The organism is Pseudoalteromonas sp. NZS127, from assembly GCF_015864805.1.
Lineage (GTDB): Bacteria > Pseudomonadota > Gammaproteobacteria > Enterobacterales > Alteromonadaceae > Pseudoalteromonas > Pseudoalteromonas nigrifaciens.
On record NZ_JADYWN010000008.1, the window covers coordinates 48,899 to 69,812 of the forward strand.

Genomic DNA, 20,914 nt, shown 5'->3' on the forward strand with positions numbered 1-20,914 from the left:
GCAGCTTAAGCTTTAGCGCTAGCTATGTTGTTTAAATGAATGTCGAATGCTTCTACGGCAATGTCATACTCTGAGGTGAATTTTCCGCTACTGCGTACATCATTCATATAACCTTGCATGCGTTTGTAATCAACCGGCATTACTTTAACAAAGCGCTTAACATTGCTGTTCCAATCTTTTAATAAATCACTGGCAACATCTGAACCTGTAGCATCAAAATGTTGGCTAATTAAGACTTTTAATTCGTGGCTTTCAGCGTCGGTATCTACACTTTCAAGTGCGACCATTTCCATATTGCATTTAGCCGAAAAGTCATTATTTACATCAAGTACGTAAGCAACACCGCCCGACATACCTGCAGCAAAGTTTCGACCAGTTGCGCCCAAAATAACCACTTTACCGCCGGTCATGTATTCACAACCGTGATCCCCCACACCTTCAACAACGGCTGTTGCGCCCGAGTTACGTACACAAAAACGCTCCCCCGCTATACCGCGTATAAAGGCGCTACCAGAAGTTGCTCCAAAAAAGGCCACATTACCAATGAGGATATTTTCACTAGCAGCAAACTTAGCTTGTTTACTAGGGTACACCACTAAATTTGCGCCAGAGAGTCCTTTACCAAAGTAGTCGTTGGCATCGCCTTCAAGTTCAAAACGTAAACCCCTGGTTGAAAAACAACCAAAGCTTTGCCCCGCTGAGCCGTTAAACTTAACCTTAATAGTATCTTGCGGTAAGCCATCTGCATGGTACTTTTTAGAGATTTCGTTAGAGATCATCGCCCCTATGGTTCTGTCGGTGTTAATCACATCGTATTCAAGCGCCACACTTTGCCCAGACTCTAGTGCCGCTTGAGCATCTTTGATCATTTTGCGATCGATAATGTCGTCGATTAAATGCTTTTGCTTTATTGATTGATACAGAGTTTCGTTTTCAGCGCATTCTGCTTTGTGTAATAGTGGAGTTAAGTCAACGCCTTGGTATTTCCAATGGTCAACATCTTTGCGCTGCGTAAGGCACTGAGTTTGGCCCACCATTTCTTCAATACTTCTAAAGCCAAGCTCAGCCATAATTTCGCGTAAACCTTCTGCCATCATGGTAAAAAAGTTAACTAAAATATCGGCACGACCAGTAAACTTGTCGCGCAGGCCTTTATCTTGTGTGGCAATACCAACTGGGCAGGTATTTAAATGACACTTACGCATCATAATACATCCCTCAACCACCAATGCTGTGGTAGCCATGCCGTACTCTTCTGCACCAAGCAGCGTTGCAATGGCTAAGTCGCGTGGCGTTTTAAGTTGCCCATCGGTTTGTACCGTAATACGGCTACGCAGTTTATTACGCACCAAAGTTTGATGCGTTTCAGCCAAACCCAGTTCCCACGGTAAGCCCGTATGTTTAATTGAGCTCAGTGGTGACGCACCGGTGCCGCCATCGTGGCCCGCAATCAGTACCACATCGGCATAGGCTTTTGCCACACCCGATGCAACCGTACCTACACCCGCTTCTGATACTAATTTAACGTTAATGCGCGCGTCGCGGTTGGCGTTTTTAAGATCGAAAATAAGTTGCGATAAATCTTCAATAGAATAAATATCATGGTGTGGCGGCGGCGAAATTAAGCCCACCCCTGGCGTAGAGCCACGAGTTTTACCTATCCATGCATCTACTTTATCGCCGGGTAATTGCCCACCTTCGCCCGGTTTAGCGCCCTGCGCCATTTTTATTTGTAGCTCATCGGCATTCGCTAAATAATGGCTAGTAACACCAAAACGACCCGAAGCCACTTGTTTAATTCGCGAATTCATCGAATCGCCATTTTCAAGCGGTGTATAACGAATTGGGTCTTCGCCGCCCTCACCGCTGTTACTTTTACCGCCAATGCGGTTCATAGCTATAGCTAAAGTAGTGTGTGCTTCCCACGAAATTGAGCCAAACGACATAGCACCCGAGGCAAAGCGTTTAAAAATGTTGGCAACCGGTTCCACTTCGCTCAAGGCAATAGCAGGACGATCGCTATTCAATTGTAATAAACCCCGTAAGGTAAAGGCTTCTTTACTTTGATCGTCCACCGTTTTTGCATACTGCTTAAACTGCTCAACATTATTACTGGCTGTTGAATGCTGCAGTAAGCGAATTACCGTGGGATTAAATAAGTGCCGTTCACCATCATGACGCCACGAGTATTCTCCGCCCGTAGGCAGTAGTTTATCTATAGCAATGCGGTTGGCCTCAGGGAAACCCTCACGGTGGCGTAATAGCGCCTCTTGGGCAATTTGATCTAGGCTTAAGCCTTCAATACGGCTAACCGTACCGGTAAAGTACTGATCAATAACCTCAGAGTTAATGCCCAAGGCTTCAAAAACTTGCGCACCTAAATACGACTGTAGCGTTGAAATACCCATTTTAGAGAAGGTTTTCAACAAGCCGCTGCCTACCGCTTTGGTGTATTTTTGGGTAATTTGTTCATTTGTTAAGTTAGTATCAAGTACGCCTTCATCACGTAAACCATACATGCTCTCTAGGGCTAAATACGGGTTAACTGCCGCAGCGCCATAACCAATAACAGTAGCAAAATGATGCGTTTCGCGTATATCACCCGACTCCAAAATTATATCGGCAGATGAGCGTAGTTTTTCACGAATTAAATAGTGATGCACCGCTGCTGTTGCCAATACCGAAGGTATAGCAACATGGTCGCTGTCTACGCCACGGTCACTTAAAATGAGTATTTCATAATCATCTTCAACGGCATTTTTGGCATATAAACAAATACGATCCAGTGCTCTTTTTAGTGCACCTGGCCCACCGCTGGCTTTAAAAGTAATGTCGATCGTTTTAGCTTGAAGATGATTGTTATCTATATACTGTAGTTTGCGTAATTGCTCATTGGTCAATACAGGCTGTTCTATTTCAACCTTATGGCAATGCCCAGGTGTTTCATCGAGCAAGTTAAGTGAGCGGCCAATATAACCGCGCAACGACATAACCAACTCTTCACGAATAGGGTCGATGGGTGGGTTGGTTACTTGCGCAAATAACTGCTTAAAATAATGTGATAATTGTTGCGGGCGATGCGACAGCACTGCAAGCGGCGTGTCGGTACCCATAGCGCCTAGTGGCTCTTTAGCCGTACCAACCATACCCGCCAGTACTAGGTTAAGATCTTCGCTGGTGTAACCAAATGCTTTTTGTATTTTTCGCAGCTCTGCCAATGGCGGCTGGGCAAAAGACGCGCTAGGAACGGGTAAATTGTCTAATTCAATTTTGTTTTCAGCTAACCAACGAGCATACGGCTGAGCCGAGCTAACGTGTTGTTTTACTTCGTCATCACTAATAATGCGACCTTGCTCTAAGTCAGCAATAAATATTTTACCCGGTTGCAAACGCCCTTTTTCAACAACCGTTGATTGATCAACGCACAATGCACCGGTTTCAGAGCCCATCACTAGCGTGCCATCTTCGGTTAACAAGTAACGCGAAGGGCGCAAACCATTACGGTCAAGTGTTGCACCAATAACGTTGCCATCGGTAAACGATAACGATGCTGGGCCATCCCAAGGCTCCATAATACACGCATAGTATTCATAAAATGCGCGCTTGGTGGCATCCATATTGGTTTGTGTTTGCCATGCTTCTGGCACCATCATCATCATTACTTGCGCCAAAGACCGCCCGCTGAGCACTAATAGCTCAATAGCCATATCAAGATTAGCCGAATCTGAGTTATCGTTATTACACACCGGATTTAACATATTCAATTCAGCATCGCTAAAATTAACCGAGCTAAACAATGCCTCACGAGCATTCATCCAGTTAATATTACCGCGTACCGTATTAATTTCACCATTGTGGGCTATATAACGAAACGGCTGCGCGCGGCGCCAAGCAGGAAAAGTGTTGGTTGAAAAACGAGAATGAAACATCGCCATTCCCGAAATAGTACGCTCGTCTTGCAGATCAAGGTAATACTGGCGCACTTGCTCGGTAGTAAACTGGCCTTTATAAACAATTTTGGTAGATGACATTGAGGTTACATAAAATTCGTCACGTTCGGTGAAATCTAAACCATTAATTTTATGCGAGGTGTATTTACGCAGCACAAACAGCTTACGTTCAAATTCTTGTGCGCTTAGCGCTTGCGGCTTAGCAATAAACACTTGCTCAATATTTGGCTCGCTTTCAAATGAAGCCGCGCCTAACATAGAGTTATCGCCCGGAACATCCCGATACCCTATTAAGGTTAAACCCAGTTCGGCAATATTTTGATTTAGTATTTTTTTACACGCGTCGCTAAGTGCTTTATCGCGCGGGAAAAAAATCATCCCCACACCATAGTTTAAGGCGCTTGGCAGCGTCCACCCTAGCTTTGCGGTTTCTTGACGGAAAAACTCATGAGGAATTTGAATAAGAATACCAGCACCATCACCACTTTTAACGTCAAACCCTGTTCCACCACGATGTTCCATGCAGCTGAGCATGGTGAGTGCATTTTCGATAATATCGTGTGACTTTTTACCCTTAAGGTTAGCGACAAAGCCAATGCCGCAACTGTCATGTTCAAATTCAGCGCGATAAAGACCTTGGGATTTTTTGCTCATATCATTCATTACTTATTCCTATTTCATCAGCCTATTGCTATCAGCTAAATTGTGCTTACTAATTAAGTCATATATTTTTATATACTCGAGGTATGCGCTTATCTCATTCAAAAAATCGTTAAAATGCCTAAAACAGCCACTGTAAAATCTTTTTGAATTTGTATAGTGCAGTATTTATTAGTGAAAACTTTAATCAAAGGGGGATAAAAACTAGCCGTAAAATAACGCTGAGTCAACTAAGAAATGAATATACATTCAGATTATATGAATATATATAGTCTAAAATAGTTATTAACAGCCCATTTACACTGCATTTAATAACTATGCCTTATGTTTTAAAAAAGCGCATAGTTGATTTGGATGGGTTTGGTCTTTTTAGTTATAAAAGTGCACCACTAAGGCCTGAGGGGCGAAACTAAGGGAGGATTGGTGCATCTTTAAAAAGTAAATAAGCAATAACATTTTTATAATAATTAAAGCGCAGCTGCAATTAATTACTACAAAACAATATTCACGCTAATGGCAGCGCAAAAAAATAAGCTTACCCTAAAACAGTAAGTCGCAGTTATGCAAAGGCCAAACAGTGAGTTTGGCTAGGTCTCACCTAAAAACTTAAGCTTAGAATATGTGGTTTCAATCTGCAAAACTCACTTTACCCATAGTAACGCCTGCAATTCCTTGGGCTTTATTATCAAGGTGTAGCTGCTCACCGGCTAAGCATTCGTTAGCTAAAATAGCAAAAAGTACCGCTTCTTTCGCGTCGGGATCAACCCCTAATGCGTGAGTATTTTTAAAACCTTTTATGGCCGGACAAAGCGTTACTAAATGTTGCATTAAGAGTAAATTGTGAATGCCGCCGCCACTGGCATACACCACACTATTGGGCGCCATTTTTACACACGTATTTAGCGCATTGGCAATAACCTCTGCGGTAAAGCGGTTTAAGGTGGCCATTACGTCTTGATGACTTAACTTTTGGGTATTTGAAGCCTGTTGCGCAGCCTCTAAATAAGCCAGATTAAACACTTCAGGGCCAGTAGTTTTTGGCATTTTTAGGGTTAAAAAATGATTGTCGCAAAGCGCTGTTAGTAACGCAGTATTAATAACGCCCGCTTTCGCTATCGCAGCGTTTTCATCGTAATGCATGTTATTAAAATAACGCTGCACATAGGCATCCATAATGGTATTACATGGGCCAATGTCAGAGCTAAATACTGCGTTGCTATCGCCATTTTGGGGTAAAAAAGTGAGGTTAGCTATACCGCCCATATTGAGCAAAATACGGTTTTCGTCAGAGCTTGAAAAAAACAAATAATCACCATACACGGCAAGTGGTGCGCCCTCGCCGCCTGCTGCTATATGCTTTTGCCTAAAATCGCCAATGGTAGTAATACCTGTAGTAACGGCTATTTGGTCGCTGTCGCCAATTTGTAAAGTGCCATTGTTAAAATCGTTATACTGATGCTGGCTTTTAGGACAGTGGTAAATAGTTTGTCCGTGGCTGGCTATTACATCTATATTGGCTGGGTTTACCTGCCAGCTGTTTAAACACTGATTAACCATGTCGCCATGTAATTTACCAACCCAAGGGTGCAGTAACGTAAGGTATTCTAAGTTGCATTCACGCTTGGCAAATACCTGCTTTATTTTTGTTTTATAATCATCGCTATAATCAACCGTAGTAAACTTTAAAACCTCAATTTGGGTATGCACACCCGCGGCAGTTATTTTACATAAGGCAACATCAAGTCCATCTAACGAGGTACCACTCATTAGGCCTATAATTAATCGGCTTGGCTTTAACGCACTGTTATAAAGCTTACTAATGTGTGGGTGCATAATAATTTCGCATCTATTGTTGTTGAGTTAATAGCATTCATTTTAGAATAGTTTAAATAAAAGTTATAGCGCTATAAAAATCAGTTAATCCACTTATAAACTCACCTTAGAGTAAATACTCACACCTTGGGGTTGATTTTTTAACCGTGTGCCCAAAACTCCTGTATTAAGATATACATACTTAACCTGAGCTCTGGTTAAGAGATTTACTAACGTATTGAATCATCGTTATATTTGATTTTTATTTTCTCTAGCCAGAGGTTTTCAGTGAAAACAAGGCGAATTTACGCGTCAATAGCTGGCCTATTGCAAGTAAATTCAACGCAGTTAGCGCTGAAAATAGCTGCTTGAGATAAGTTTATTATCCGGAGCTCAGGTTTCTTACTACTTATCTGCGCATTATTGTTTAGTTTCAACTTTGCTTTAAACACAAACTAAAACATTCAGATCAAAGTAGTTCACTCATCTATTGGAGATTTTATATGTCAGTAACCAGTCGACAACTCACGTTAGCATCACGCCCACACGGTGCTCCTACCGATGAAAACTTTGCATTAAAAACACTAGAGCTGCCGCCATTAAAAAATGGTGAAGTATTACTGCGTACTATTTACTTATCCCTTGACCCTTACATGCGTGGCCGCATGAGCGACGCTAAATCGTATGCCGACCCAGTAAATGTTGGCGACGTGATGGTTGGGGCAACTGTATGCCAAGTTCAAGAGTCTAAAAACGACTCCTTTAGCGAAGGCGAATGGGTATTGGCTTACACTGGCTGGCAAGACTACGCTATTAGCAACGGCGAAGGGTTAATGCAATTAGGCAAAGAGCCTGCTAATCCTTCGTATGCACTAGGTATTATGGGAATGCCGGGCTTTACCGCTTATATGGGATTACTTGATATTGGTGCACCTAAAGCAGGTGAAACCGTGGTCGTTGCTGCAGCAACAGGCCCTGTGGGCGCTACCGTTGGCCAAATTGCAAAAATTAAAGGCTGTAGAGTCGTCGGCGTTGCCGGTGGCAGTGAAAAATGTAAGCACGCAGTAGAAGTATTAGGTTTTGATGCCTGTATTGATCACAAAGCAGATGATTTTGCACAGCAACTTGAACAAGCCTGTGATAACGGTATTGATGTTTATTATGAAAATGTGGGCGGTAAGGTATTCGACGCCGTATTGCCACTTCTCAATACATCAGCACGCGTACCTGTGTGTGGTTTAGTGTCGCAGTATAACGCAACTAGCTTACCAGAAGGCCCTGATCGTTTGGGTATGCTAATGGGGCAAATTCTCTCTAAGCGTATTAAAATGCAAGGCTTTATTATTTTTGACGATTATGGCCATCGTTATGATGAGTTTGCAACCGCTATGCAGCAATGGCTACAAGATGGAAAAATTCAATACCGCGAACATATGGTAGAAGGCATCGAAAATACCATTACTGCCTTTAACGATATGATCAGCGGAAAAAACTTCGGCAAAACCGTAGTTAAAATTAACAGCCCACTTTAAATTTAATGCGTTGCTGTCTATATAAAGTAGCAACGCAACAAGGATTACTATGATCAAGCTACATCATTTAAATAAATCACGCTCAAAACGTATTATCTGGTTACTAGAAGAATTAGCCGTAGATTATGAAATAGTTGCTTACCAACGTAATAAAGACACTTTTTTAGCCCCAGATGAACTTAAACATATTCATCAGCTTGGTAAGTCGCCGGTGATAGAAGATGATGGGATTATTGTTGCCGAGTCGGGCGCAATTACCGATTACCTCATTACTAAATACGGTAACGGAAAGTTTGCGCCTAAAGCAGGCACTAGCGATTATGTTGATTATCAGCAATGGCTACACTTTGCCGAAAGCTCAGCTATTTTACCGCTGCTGCTTAAAATGTTTGTATTAAAAGATGGCGCTAAAACCCAGTTTTTAGAAGGTTACGCCGACGCCGAAACAGCTAAAGTAATAAGCTACTTTAACGATCGCCTAGCAGGCAAACGTTACTTAGTAGGCGATACCCTAACCGGCGCCGATTTTATGATGTCGTTTATTGTCGAAATTGTTAAAAACTCAGGTCAACTAGCGCACTTTAAAAACCTAGTTAAGTACGATGAGCAATTACAAAGCCATGAAAAATTTCATACCGCACAAGAGCTTGAAGCTAAATACGATTAATAATCGGCTGCTATTAGTTTTATAGTTATACCAATTACATTAAATTAGTACACATTTAAAAAGGGCCTTGGGCCCTTTTTACGTTTGCTGTAATAATTTAAATTCCGCCTAGCTCGCGCTCGGTAATACACTCATCCGACGCCATTTCAAATTCGCGACACACTAACGGGCGGTTTTCGTAAATAGAACACATGAGTGTGTTGCGATCGAGGGCTTGGCACCAGCCATCATCGGCACGTTTCATTACTTCGCTGCCCCATTTATCGTATTCAATATAATGAAATGGCACACCGGTATCTGTCACTATGCGTACTTCTAATTGGCAGCAACAGGCTTGGCAATTAGCACACGTAACAGGCTCTGGGGTGGTGGTGAGGTTTTTAACCGGAATAACAATTTGAGGCATAGTGGCTTAATAAAATAAAGTAAGCCACTAGGATACACCAACTAAGCTCAAATCGGCAGAGTAAATCTATCTCTAGGGGCTATTTTAAAGGCTAACTAGGTTAAATTTAGCTAATATTATGCTAGCTGACGCGCCAGTAATTTCGCTTTAATATCACTGTAGCGCATCGCTTCACACAGCGCAAAACCACTCAATTGGCGCACTTTATTGCGTGCAAATAAAGGCACGCTCATGCCCGCTAAAAAGCGACATTGGGTTTCTATACCTACGTTATTAATGCCTTTACTGGCTAGGTGCTGTAAAAACTCATCTACTTTTTGATAAATTACACTCTCATCAACAACATCTGCTTGCACTGAATATTCAAGCTTAACACTGTGGCCTCTGCATACTGAGCAATGGCCGCATTGCTGGGGCGCATTTTGATCGTCAAAATAACGGGCAAGGTTGTAGCTTAAACAGCTTTGCAACTCAAAAAAGCGTACCAATGCAGCTATACGTTTTATTTCGGCTTGTTCTTTATCGGTAAAGTAATCATGCAGTTGCTGCGCAAGTTCAGGGTTGTTTATCACCTCACTATGCACTTTATACACTTGGGTAATACGTTTGGTTTCTAGGGTAATAAGCTGCTTTTCGGCTAAGTAGTCAAGCGCCGCAACCACTCGTTTTCGATCGACTTGCGCGGCTTGTGTCAGGCTATCAAAATTAAGCGTGCCCCATACTTTTTTAAAATCGGTATGGCTAAATATTTGCGTTAAAAATGCTTGGCGCTGCTCATCAAACTGGCCTAGCAACTCGTTTTTATCAACCAAAAACTTATATTTAAAATCGGCGTAGTAAGCGTATTGCGGCGTAATTGCACCTTGCATTTCTAGCTGTACTAACAAAGTTTTAAGCGCAAGTTGCCTAATATTACTGTCGCTTGAAAGGCTATATTCTTGCATTTCCCATTGCTGCTGCGAGCTGTGGTTTTGACGAATATCGTTAATTACATGCTCAATACCGCTTAGCTCTGGGGTGTCGCCATACACAAAGTTCTCTACAGTATTTAACCCATCAAGGTTGGCTAAGGTAAAACACTGTGACGGGTTACCATCGCGCCCTGCTCGGCCTATTTCTTGGCTGTAGTTTTCAATCGATTTAGGTAAGTCGTAATGAATAACAAAGCGAATATCGGCTTTATCTACGCCCATTCCAAAAGCAATCGTAGCCACTACTACATTAATTTTACCACCCATAAAGTCATCTTGAATTTGCCATCTAAGTGTATCTTCAAGCCCAGCATGATACGCCACCGCTTGCAGTCCTTGATTGCTTAGCATATTAGCCACTTGTTCGGCACTTTGCTGCAAGGTAACATACACAATACCTGGGCCATTTTGTGCGCTAATAATGTTAGCAAGCTCGGTATTTTTATCCGCCGTTTTTACACTCAGCACACTTAAGTCTAAATTAGCGCGGTAAAAACCGGTTTGTACAATGCATTCTGGGGCAATGGCAAAGCGCTCGGCCATATCGCGCTTTACTTTTTTAGTCGCGGTGGCGGTTAATAATAATACCAGCGGAATATTAAGCTCTTCACGGTAGCGTGGTAGTTTTAAGTAGTCGGGTCTAAAGTTGTGTCCCCACTCAGAAATACAGTGCGCTTCGTCAACAACCAACATAGACACTGCTATTTGATTAATAAACTCTCTAAAACGCTCGTTCTTAAAGCGTTCAACCGACACCATTAACACTTTAATTTTACCGCTGCGAACATCGTTCATTACTGTGCTGCTTTGCATTTGGTCTTGGCTCGAATCAAGGCTGGCAGCATAAATACCTTTGCTGTTTAAAAAGCTAATTTGATCTTTCATCAATGCCAATAATGGCGACACCACTAAGGTTAAATGTGGTAAATGCAACGCGGTTAATTGATAACACAAAGACTTACCCGAGCCGGTGGGAAATATAGCCAACGACGATTGCCCATTTAACAGCTGCTCTATGGTTTGCTGCTGCCCGCCTCTAAACTGATTAAAGCCAAAGTGTTGCTCAAGTGATTGAATTAATGAAGGGGTCATAAAATATCCTGTTTAAATATTTCCCTCAAAAGGAAAAATATTCCTACACGGTAAAACCTAAGTAAGTATAAAGATACACACTATTTAGCTTTAAAAGTGTGAGTATAACTTATTCATTATTTTTTGCTGACACATCCTTTATTTAGGCGCAGAATATAGCCATATAAATAACGAGTTTAGCCTTTGCCAAAATAACTTGATTCATACCCAAGTAACCTCAAAAAAATAATTCTACATAGATTATTTGGGTATATTATTTTTAAAGGCAGCGTTATGAATATTACCACACCTAAAATCGTCGTTATTGGCGGTGGGGCTGGCGGATTAGAGCTTGCAACCCAACTAGGACATAAACTAGGAAAGAAAAAACACGCAGACATACTACTCATAGATAAAAACCGCACCCACATATGGAAGCCGTTACTGCACGAAGTAGCGACCGGTTCTATTGACCCAGATTTAGATGGCGTAGTGTACAGCGCTCATGCTGCTAAACATCATTATCGCTTTCAGCTTGGTACATTTTGTAATATTGACCAAAGCAATAAAACCATTACCCTCGCACCACTTTATGACGAATTAGGCCACACTATTTTACCCGAGCGCAACGTGCGCTACGACCATCTTGTTATTGCCATAGGCAGCGTAAGTAACGACTTTAATACCCCTGGTATAAAAGAGCATTGCTATTTTTTAGATTCTAATCAGCAAGCAGAGCGCTTTCAGCACTCGTTACTCGACAGCTTTACCCGCCTGCACCAAGACGACAATCAACAACAATCTTTAAACATTGCCATTGTGGGCGGCGGCGCAACCGGTGTAGAACTCTCGGCTGAGTTGTATCATGTTTCTGAGTTATTAAAGCTATACGGCTTAACTAATATGTCGTCCAAACGTTTACATATTCATTTAATTGAAGCCGGGCCACGCATTTTACCCGCACTTCCCGAGCGCATTGCCGTTAGTGCCAAGCGCGAGCTGCTAAAATTAGGGGTTAATGTACGCGAACAAACGCAAGTAAAAGAGGCCACCGAGCACGGCTTCATTACCAAAGACGATGAGCACATTAATGCCGATATTATGCTTTGGGCTGCAGGAGTAAAAGCTCCTGATTTTATTAAAGACCTAGGTATTTTTGAGCTCACTCGCAGCAATCAAATTCAAGTTAACCAATTTTTACAAAGCACGGTTGATGACAGCATTTTTGTATTGGGCGATTGCTGCGCCTTTACCCAAGCCGACGGCAAACAAGTGCCACCGCGGGCGCAATCGGCGCATCAAATGGCGCAATGTGTTGAAAAAAATCTTATAGCCACATTAAAACAGCAACCATTGAGTGGCTTTAAGTACAGCGATCACGGCTCTTTAGTTAATCTGTCTCGCTACAGTACAGTTGGTAATTTAATGGGTAATCTCACCAGTAATAGCTTTTTTATTGAAGGTAAAATTGCCCGCTTTATGTATATTTCGCTCTATCGCATGCATCAACGCGCCATTCACGGCAGTGCAAAAACCTTTGCCTTGTGGATCAGCGAAAAAATACTGCGCGTGGTACGCCCTAAAATGAAGTTACATTAGGGCCTGTTGATCTTTCAAGGTTAAATTTGCAGCAGTGTGTTTGGTATTTAGGCAAGGCAGAGCCTATGTGGTGTGGTTATTCCCCATAAATAGGCGATAACGTAGAATCAATGCCAAACATGCGCTGCCCGAAGGGTTCTGCCTAGGGGCGATTAACTCTTTGTTGCTCGGTTTTTACTTAGCCCACTAGGTTAAAAATCTCGCGCCGTGATTAAATCGCCCCTAGTTTGAACAAATTTTAATCCGCAAAGGTTAACAGACCCTAAAGTTTTGCAGAGTTTAAACACCACAGCGGTGAATTTATTACCGCTGTCATTAATATTTAACACTTTTACGTTATATATCCAAACCATCTCAAAATGCAAAGTTCAGCATTTCAAAGGCTTGCTTTGGGTATAAAGTAAAAAAGCTTAGGAGGTAATATGCAATGACGGCTAAAACACTCATTTTTAACTTTGATGGCACCGGTGCTGAGCCTAGAGACGCCGAGCAGTTTAGTGCTGATCATTTTAAAGAAGACAGCAGTATTTCTAATATTCTTAAACTACACTTACTCGCTGGCGGACAACTTAATAACTCTCCTAATACTAAATTAACCAATCAACTTAGTTTTTATTATCAAGGTATTGGTACTAAAGGCAGCCGCTTAAAACGTTTTTTAAATCAAACACTCGCACCACGTAACGACGATGTAGCTAGCATTTTAAAACAAGCCCTAAGTGATTTTAAAAGCCATTATAAGCTAGGCGACATTGTCTTATTAACTGGTTTTAGCCGAGGCGCTGCACTCGCTAGGCGCTTAGCAAAATTATTAGAACCATTAATAAGTGAGCAAGTATACCTGTGTGTATTTGACACTATTGCCTCTATTGGTTTATCAAAAATAACCAAAGCGACCCGTGGCGCAGAGCATGTAATTTTTGAAAACCACACCATAGCAAGTAATGTTACTCAAGCCTTACATTTTGTAGCCCTAGATGAAAAGCGTCGCGCGTTTGAACCCACACTAATGAACCAACAAAGCAACATTACCGAATTGTGGTTTGCTGGTGCGCATTCTGATATTGGTGGCGGTTACTATCGCGATGGTTTAGCCGATATTTGCTTACGCTATGCAATAGAGTGGTTAATCTCGCAGCCGTTAAATATCACCTTTTTAACCAGTCACGATATTGACTATGCAGCCTTACTTCCTAACAATAAAGTAATCGCGCAAGACGATATAACAATTACACCCGACCCGTTGGCATTAAGCCATCAGCAAAATTATTTTTGGTTTAACCCATTTTTTAAACTAGTAGATAGAGAATGCTATGTACTGATAGATAACGAACCAAGTCCCCTTGAGCCATTAGTGCACCACAGCGTGGCCGAACGCATTAACAAACTCACCAGTTACCGCCCAGAGTCACTTAAAAACCTGCCTTATAAAATAATCTATAACGATAATACCCAACTTAGTTTTACCGGGTTAAGTGCACATATTATGCTTGCTAACCAAAATATGAGCGTACTGGCAGTAAAGCAAAGCCAAGATGTGGTGGTATTTGCCAGCGAAGCCTACAACGCCACTGGTTTAATGCTAGAGCAAGGCGCAACGTATCGCTTTACCCCTTACCCTGATCAGTATTGGTTCGACGACGGTATAAAATGTACTGCGCTTGGCTGGCACCGCGATGACGTGCAACTTGGCGTAAAAGAAATCTCTATGGCATTGCTCGAGCCATTTAGACGACTGCCAAATGCACAGTGGTTTTCGTTAATTGGCGCTATTAATAAAAGTGACAAGAACTTATTTGCAATAGCCGACGGCGCAGATGTTAAAATAGTGCAATCAGGCGAGTTTACTCCATTTGCAAACGACTTAAGCCGATTTTATGGCGCTAACGCCGGTAAAATTAAAGTCAAAGTAACGAGGTTAAAATAAAACAGCGCTCAGGTAAAAATTAAGCAAACCTTGTATTTAGGCTTGCTTAATTGCAATTTTATATCGCGCTATATAAGCTAAAACTGTATGCGTATTAGCATAATACTTGTTTCTTAATAGATGGCTAAATTAACTATGCCACTACACTCCCGAACTTTTAGTACGAGATTCAACAACAAAAATTTAAGGGAAAGTACTGGCTTTAGGTCTCAAGTTTTAGGTAAAGATTAGCCAAGCTCGGTGTTTGGGTTTACTTGTAAGTGCGATTTTTACATCGTGCTTTTTGTTATTAAGCTTTAATTTCATGCTAGCTCTGCCGCGCACCGCCTGCCCGCTCCGCAGTTTGGTGTGCTGGTAACCACAAACACACACCAATAAATTTCTACCTACCATTACTAATATCTTACTTGGCGAGCCTTTGCTGATATTTAATTTATTACCGTTAACCTATTTATTCCCCCACCTTTAATTTTTCTACATTGTTACTGCTAGGTAAAAGTCATTTGATTTTTATGCCGGTTATCATTTGTGATAAACAATGTAAAGTACGACTCATGGGTCAAACAGCAGCAATGCACTGACGCTAAGCATTAAAACAAAACACACAATTTATAGATACTGATGTTTCAGTACAGCATATTAGGATCACATTAATGACTCAATCTGTTACCACTAAACTTGCTCAAGAGCCAAGCATTCAATTATTTAAAGCGGGCACTTATAAACTTAACGATCTTGCGGGCTTGCTTGAAGTTAAAGATTTAAAAAGTCAGATGGCTGAGCTGACAGTCACCGATAACTCAAACGGCTTAACGGTTGGTTTTTTTGCTATGCAGCCTGGCGTTGAATTTGAATTTGTTTATGAATTTGTAGAATACAAAGTAATCACTAAAGGCAAAATTGTGATGCGCGATTTACAAGGCAATAAATATGTAGCAGAAGTAGGCGACGTTGTGCTTTTCACGCCTAATGTTACCGTTATATTTGATGCTCAAAGTGATGGTGAAGCCGTATATACCGCACACCGCACTGCAGATAGCATGTTTACACCTAAATAAATTTTATTAAATTTTCGGAGAATCCACTATGAGCATATATACACATACAACAGTAGGCACAAACGATTTAAACAAGGCTCGCGCCTTTTACGACAACGTATTAAGTATTATTGGTCTTAAGCGTATTGCAGATTTAGATGACAATGGTTCAATTTGGGGCGTAGACGCACCGTCTTTCTTTGTACTAAAACCTGCCAACGGCCAGCCTGCAACTGTGGGTAACGGCACTATGGTTAGCTTTGAAGCACCTGATCGTGCATCAATAGATGCTTTCCATGCAGCGGCTTTAGCAGCAGGTTGCCCTGATGAAGGCGCACCGGGTACTCGCGGTTGGGCTCCTAATGCCTACGCTGCTTATACTCGTGATTTAGACGGTAACAAACTTGCAGTATACTGTTTTAAAGCAGCATAACTAGGGTCTTATATTTGATAACAGCGGACTGTCGGCCATTTTGGCTGTCAGTCCGCTTTTTCATTTTGGGGGGCGAGCAGGCTTTAGGTAGTAATTAGCTTTGAAAACTAAAGTATTTGTTTAACCTACCTAGCACCTAATTTTTAACTAAAAGCCCTATTTGATCACAGCTATTTAAGCGGCGATTAAATAGGACTCTTGTCCTGCATGTTTGTTGCTGCGCTTGAAAGAGCCTTTACCTTTTTTAGCTTTAACCACTTGTGGTTTAAACACCTTAGAAGTAACCAGTGCAGCCAACGCATTGTGCCTTATAACACCGCGGCCAGTATCTACGGCGCTGTTAGTGGCCGTTTTTGCTTTCGATTTTTTAGTCATCATTTTTCCTATAAACCAACTAATTATAAAATAGATTGTATATTACTCAGATATGGCGATTGTATGCTTAATTTACAAGCTTGCAAGTGATTTAAAGCGCCATTTAAAAAATATGTCACTCCCCCTTTTCCCCCTATTTCACAGCCCTCATTTGTATAAAATTAAGGCAAAAAAAAGCGCAGTAAATAACTGCGCTTGTTACTGTTTAGCTGCTATTAAATATTAAAAGCTAAAGCTTAATTTTGCATAGTAGCTACGGCCATCAAAACCATAAGGTACGGCACGTAATGGGTATTTAAATCCGCCATTAGAGATAAAGTTAAGTACTTCATCATCACCTAATTCATCTGGCGTTTCGTCAAATACGTTATCAGCACCAACCGATACAGCAAACGTATCGTTAATTTGGTAAGTCACGTTTAAATCAACCAATACTGCTGACTCAACCGTGCTGGTAGGCTTAAATGAACCCGTAGGTGATAAAAACCCAGGTAACGAAATATGGTCGTTAGCAAAGTATTTAACATCGGTTTCGCCAAAGTAGTTAAAGCGTATCATTGAACTATAAGCATCGCGCTCATAATCAAAGGTTAACGTACCACGCTCACCTGGTTGGCCGTCTGTTAAAAAGCTGCTTTGTATATCATCAAGCGCGACATTTTTTGGAATACCAGGTGCTGCATTTACATTATCAATTTTAGTTTCGTTTAGGTTACCCGCAAAAGTAATACCTAAGTTACCACCGTCCAGTTCAGTACGGTAAGATGCAATAATATCAACACCTTGCGTAGTTGAATCTAAAGAATTTGAGAAATAGTTTGCTTGCACTGCACCGGTTGCTTGTAATGCAGCAACTGCCTCTGCACTAAATGCCACATCATCTGCTGATAATAAACTACCTAGCGTTATACGGTCTTTAATTTCTACGTGGTAAAAATCAACCGTTAACGAAAGCTCGCTGGTTACATCATAAACAAAGCCTGCGCTTAAGTTTTTAGATGTTTCTAGCTCTAAACTATTAACCCCTAAAGCAGAAGGAAATGCCGAACCTGTGGTTGCTGTAAACGATTGGCTTAACGTGCCGTCTGAGCCTAAGTTAGTGGTAAACGCTGTATAGCCACTTTGTTGTAACGACGGTGCTCTAAAGCCTGTAGATGCAGCAGCGCGCACGGCAAAGTCATCATTAAACTCATAACGCGTTGCTAATTTACCAATTAAATCATCGCCTGCATCCGAGAAATCTTCGTAGCGCAGTGCACCACTTACGTTCCATGCATCGGTGATCATGGTTTCAGCATCTACATAAAATGCATAACTGTCGCGGCTTTGTGAATTTGACGCTTCAGGGCGCAAACCGTTATAAGCTTGAAAACCACACTCTGCAAATTGATTAGGATCGTTAACTGACGGATACGAGGTATCCATATTAGCTAAACCACACGCATAAGAAGCTTCTTCCCCTGGGACTATTTCGTAATTTTCTTTACGGTACTCTGCGCCAAACGACAAATAAAGAGGCTCACTACGACCAATATCTATAATGCCATTAATGTCGGCATTAACTGTAGTTTGATCAAAACGGAAACCACCTGAATACCCACCACTTGGGCCCGCATTAGCCGCTATATCAGCGTCACTCGCATTTGGGTTATTAGCAACATACTCTGCCGCATACGAGGCATTAATGCTGTTACGTGAAGTAAAGTCGTATTGGTTTTCACCATACACTGCCGATACATCGTATCCCCAGTCGGTATTAATTTCGCCTTTAAGTCCAAGCGCAAGTGAAATATCTTGTGCTTCGTTAAAAATCTGCGGTAAAAAACCATCTGCGTATACTTGAGTTACGTTTTTGCCAGCTTCATTAAAGTTTCGGTAAAAACCATTACCTAAAGCGGTACGTTCAGAATAGCCACCAAATGAGTAAAGTTCATTATCGCCACCAACTGGCAGTGCCATATTATAAAATAGTGAGGTAAATTCGCTCTCTGCATTACCTTGGCTCCAGCGTACATCTTTAGAAAGCGTACCAGGTGCTACATCGAGTGAACCGCCAATATCGCGCTCTGCACGGTTCGTACCCTCGGCATCACGGTGCTCAAGTGATAGGTTAATGAACCCACCTTCGCTGCCTAAATCAAAACCGCGGTTTAAGCCAACCGATACTGTTTCGCCATCGCCTTCGCCGGTTTCGCTATATTGTACATAACCTGTAGTAACGCCAGTTGAATTGTTAAGCGATAAGTTAATAACCCCTGCAATAGCATCAGAGCCATACTGTGCTGCAGCACCATCACGCAGTACTTCAACACCTTTTAAAGCAACTAACGGAATCGCATTCATATCGGTGCCTGCTGAACCACCACCAACCGTACTTGTTAAACCAAAAATGGCTTGATTATGACGGCGCTTACCATTTATTAATACTAGTGTTTGATCTGGCTGTAAACCACGTAAAGTGGCAGGTCTAAATAAATCAGAGCCGTCAGATACTTGCGTACGCGAAAAGTTAAATGAAGGTGCGGTTGCTTGTAAGCTTTGCCCAAGTTCGGTAAAGCCACCTTTATTTAGATCGTCCGCGTCAATTAAATCAATAGGAGATGAGGATTCAGTAGAAGTACGATTAGATACGCGTGATCCTAATACTGATATTTGCTCAATGTTTTTTACAGCTTTAACCGGTGCTTCTTGTGCGTTAACCATGCTTGGTGCACTAAAAGCAAAAGCAACGGCAACAGCGAGTGTGTTTAAACGATATGTTGACATAGTGACGACCCTGTTTTGTGTGTTCTTATAATTTATGAAAGGTTGTTACATACAAACCTTGCTGCCAACATCCTAGCAACATATATAAATAAAAAGATACTAAAACGCATAAATAATTAGTCTATGTATGCAAATAACTTCTAAAATAGAAAATTAACACCTTTAATAGATTAAAATACCAGCAATTCGGCATTTTATTTTAAATATTAAAAAGTTAACGTATTATTTACACTGGCCTTCAACTCACTGACTGCTCATTTTACAGCCAAACCATGGTTACTTAGCTTTACAGTCTGTAACCTAGTGTTTACAGTGCATTAAAATGGCAGGTTTTTTAGTTTTTATATAAAAAGTAATAACCTCAAAGTATCTAATCGTGCTGATTTTTTAAAATTATAATTAAAACAACTAAATGATTGATCTAAACAGTGCTTTTTTTCGTTACACTATGCCTTAATAGTTATTTCTGAATATTTTGCTTGAAGGAGCATAACGTGTCGCGATTTTCTGCCGTTACCGATAATCCCCATGATGGGCGTTTCAATCAAAAAACAGGCATATTACTCACCAACTTAGGCAGCCCTGATGCGCCAACAGCAAGTGCTTTGCGTACTTATTTACGTGAGTTTTTATCAGATCCACGTATTGTAGAAATACCACGTTTTGTATGGATGATTATTCTCCATGGTATTATTTTACGTATTCGCCCAAAACGCTCTGCCAAGCTTTATGAAAGTATATGGACCGAAAACGGCTCACCACTTACCCATATTACTCGCCAGCAAAGCCTAAAATTAAATGCGCTATTAAAAGAGCATGGCTATACCAATACCGAAGTGGTTATGGCTATGCGTTACGGCAATCCTTCAATTGAAGCTGGGTTGGAACAACTTCGCGATAAAGGCCTTACGCGCATAATTGTATTACCGTTATACCCACAATACTCAAGCCCAACTACGGGCTCAACCTTTGACGCGGTATCAAACGTGCTGCGTAAATGGCGCTGGGTTCCTGAGCTGCATTTTATAAACGGCTATCACAAAAATACGCGTTACATAGAGTCGTTAGCTAACAGTATTAGCGAAGATTTAGCAGCCAATGGTATGCCACAAAAACTCGTTTTTTCGTACCATGGTATGCCTAAACTATTTTTAGAACGAGGCGATCCGTATCACTGTTTATGCCTACAAACCACACGTTTAGTAATCGAAAAGCTTGGCCTTGATAAAGACCAAGTAATAAGTACCTTTCAAAGCCGCTTTGGTAAAGCAGAATGGTTAAAGCCTTATACCGACGCTACCCTTGAAAGCTTTCCTGCACAAGGCATTAAAGATATTGCCATAATTAGCCCCGCGTTTAGTGCTGACTGCTTAGAAACCCTCGAGGAGTTAGAGGGCGAAAACCGTGAAATTTTTGAACATGCCGGCGGTGAAAAATACCGTTACATTGCTGCACTAAACGAGCGAGACGATCACATAGACGCCATGTTTGATATATTAAAACCAATGCTTTAAAGGCAGTAAAAGAGCAGGTTTAGGTATCAGGCTTTAGGTATCAGGCTTTAGGTATTAACTGACTAAGATCGGTTTGCTGTAGCTGTAGCTTAATCGCACCTTTAGTAAAAAACCTTTTGTCTGCTTAGTGCCTTGTGCACGGGTGAAAGTGAAAACTCACCACAAAGGAGTAGCACCCAGTGGTGAGTTTTTTA

13 protein-coding genes are annotated in these 20,914 nt (G+C 41.5%); 7 read left to right on the plus strand and 6 right to left on the minus strand.

Going from position 1 to position 20,914, the window contains the following annotated elements:
* Positions 1–5 precede the first annotated feature (5 nt).
* The gene (gene gltB / locus I6E78_RS09410) at positions 6–4,613 is read right to left on the minus strand and encodes a glutamate synthase large subunit (RefSeq protein ID WP_193038855.1); all 4,608 of its coding nucleotides are present in this window, start codon (positions 4,611–4,613) and stop codon (positions 6–8) included.
* Between the two features lie 624 nt (positions 4,614–5,237).
* Positions 5,238–6,443 carry an anhydro-N-acetylmuramic acid kinase gene (locus tag I6E78_RS09415; protein WP_182683765.1) on the minus strand — a complete coding sequence of 402 codons (1,206 nt, stop codon included), beginning with the start codon at positions 6,441–6,443 and terminating at the stop codon, positions 5,238–5,240.
* Positions 6,444–6,925: 482 nt separating this feature from the next.
* Between I6E78_RS09415 and I6E78_RS09420 the strand changes: the two genes are divergently transcribed.
* Complete coding sequence (locus I6E78_RS09420; protein WP_197182345.1) at positions 6,926–7,954, plus strand: NADP-dependent oxidoreductase; 1,029 nt, start codon at positions 6,926–6,928, stop codon at positions 7,952–7,954.
* Positions 7,955–8,003: 49 nt separating this feature from the next.
* Positions 8,004–8,621: a glutathione S-transferase family protein gene (locus I6E78_RS09425; RefSeq protein WP_011329762.1), complete on the plus strand. Its 618-nt coding sequence runs from the start codon at positions 8,004–8,006 to the stop codon at positions 8,619–8,621.
* Between the two features lie 97 nt (positions 8,622–8,718).
* On the opposite strand, the gene I6E78_RS09430 is transcribed toward I6E78_RS09425, so the two are convergent.
* Positions 8,719–9,027, minus strand: a complete 309-nt coding sequence (locus I6E78_RS09430; RefSeq protein ID WP_176359701.1) for a YkgJ family cysteine cluster protein — start codon at positions 9,025–9,027, stop codon at positions 8,719–8,721.
* A 116-nt stretch (positions 9,028–9,143) separates the two neighbouring features.
* Positions 9,144–11,090, minus strand: a complete 1,947-nt coding sequence (locus I6E78_RS09435; RefSeq protein ID WP_197182346.1) for a RecQ family ATP-dependent DNA helicase — start codon at positions 11,088–11,090, stop codon at positions 9,144–9,146.
* 273 nt (positions 11,091–11,363) lie between these two features.
* Between I6E78_RS09435 and I6E78_RS09440 the strand changes: the two genes are divergently transcribed.
* The 4 genes from I6E78_RS09440 to I6E78_RS09455 all read left to right on the plus strand — a co-directional run bounded on the left by I6E78_RS09440 (position 11,364) and on the right by I6E78_RS09455 (position 16,065).
* Complete coding sequence (locus I6E78_RS09440; RefSeq protein WP_058374712.1) at positions 11,364–12,668, plus strand: NAD(P)/FAD-dependent oxidoreductase; 1,305 nt, start codon at positions 11,364–11,366, stop codon at positions 12,666–12,668.
* Between the two features lie 427 nt (positions 12,669–13,095).
* Positions 13,096–14,595, plus strand: a complete 1,500-nt coding sequence (locus I6E78_RS09445) for a phospholipase effector Tle1 domain-containing protein (RefSeq protein ID WP_197182347.1) — start codon at positions 13,096–13,098, stop codon at positions 14,593–14,595.
* Between the two features lie 653 nt (positions 14,596–15,248).
* Positions 15,249–15,653 carry a hypothetical protein gene (locus tag I6E78_RS09450; RefSeq protein ID WP_011329756.1) on the plus strand — a complete coding sequence of 135 codons (405 nt, stop codon included), beginning with the start codon at positions 15,249–15,251 and terminating at the stop codon, positions 15,651–15,653.
* Positions 15,654–15,681: 28 nt separating this feature from the next.
* Positions 15,682–16,065, plus strand: a complete 384-nt coding sequence (locus I6E78_RS09455) for a VOC family protein (RefSeq protein ID WP_011329755.1) — start codon at positions 15,682–15,684, stop codon at positions 16,063–16,065.
* 174 nt (positions 16,066–16,239) lie between these two features.
* Here I6E78_RS09455 and arfA read toward each other — a convergent pair whose 3' ends face one another.
* Positions 16,240–16,440, minus strand: a complete 201-nt coding sequence (gene arfA, locus I6E78_RS09460; RefSeq protein ID WP_011329754.1) for a ribosome alternative rescue factor ArfA — start codon at positions 16,438–16,440, stop codon at positions 16,240–16,242.
* A 222-nt stretch (positions 16,441–16,662) separates the two neighbouring features.
* Positions 16,663–19,206 (minus strand): TonB-dependent receptor plug domain-containing protein, encoded by a 2,544-nt coding sequence (locus I6E78_RS09465; RefSeq protein ID WP_197182348.1) that lies wholly within the window; start codon positions 19,204–19,206, stop codon positions 16,663–16,665.
* A gap of 494 nt (positions 19,207–19,700) precedes the next feature.
* Here I6E78_RS09465 and hemH point away from each other — a divergent pair, with 494 nt between their 5' ends.
* A complete protein-coding gene (gene hemH, locus I6E78_RS09470) occupies positions 19,701–20,720 on the plus strand; it encodes a ferrochelatase (RefSeq protein WP_011329752.1) in 1,020 nt (339 codons plus the stop codon).
* Positions 20,721–20,914: the final 194 nt, after the last annotated feature.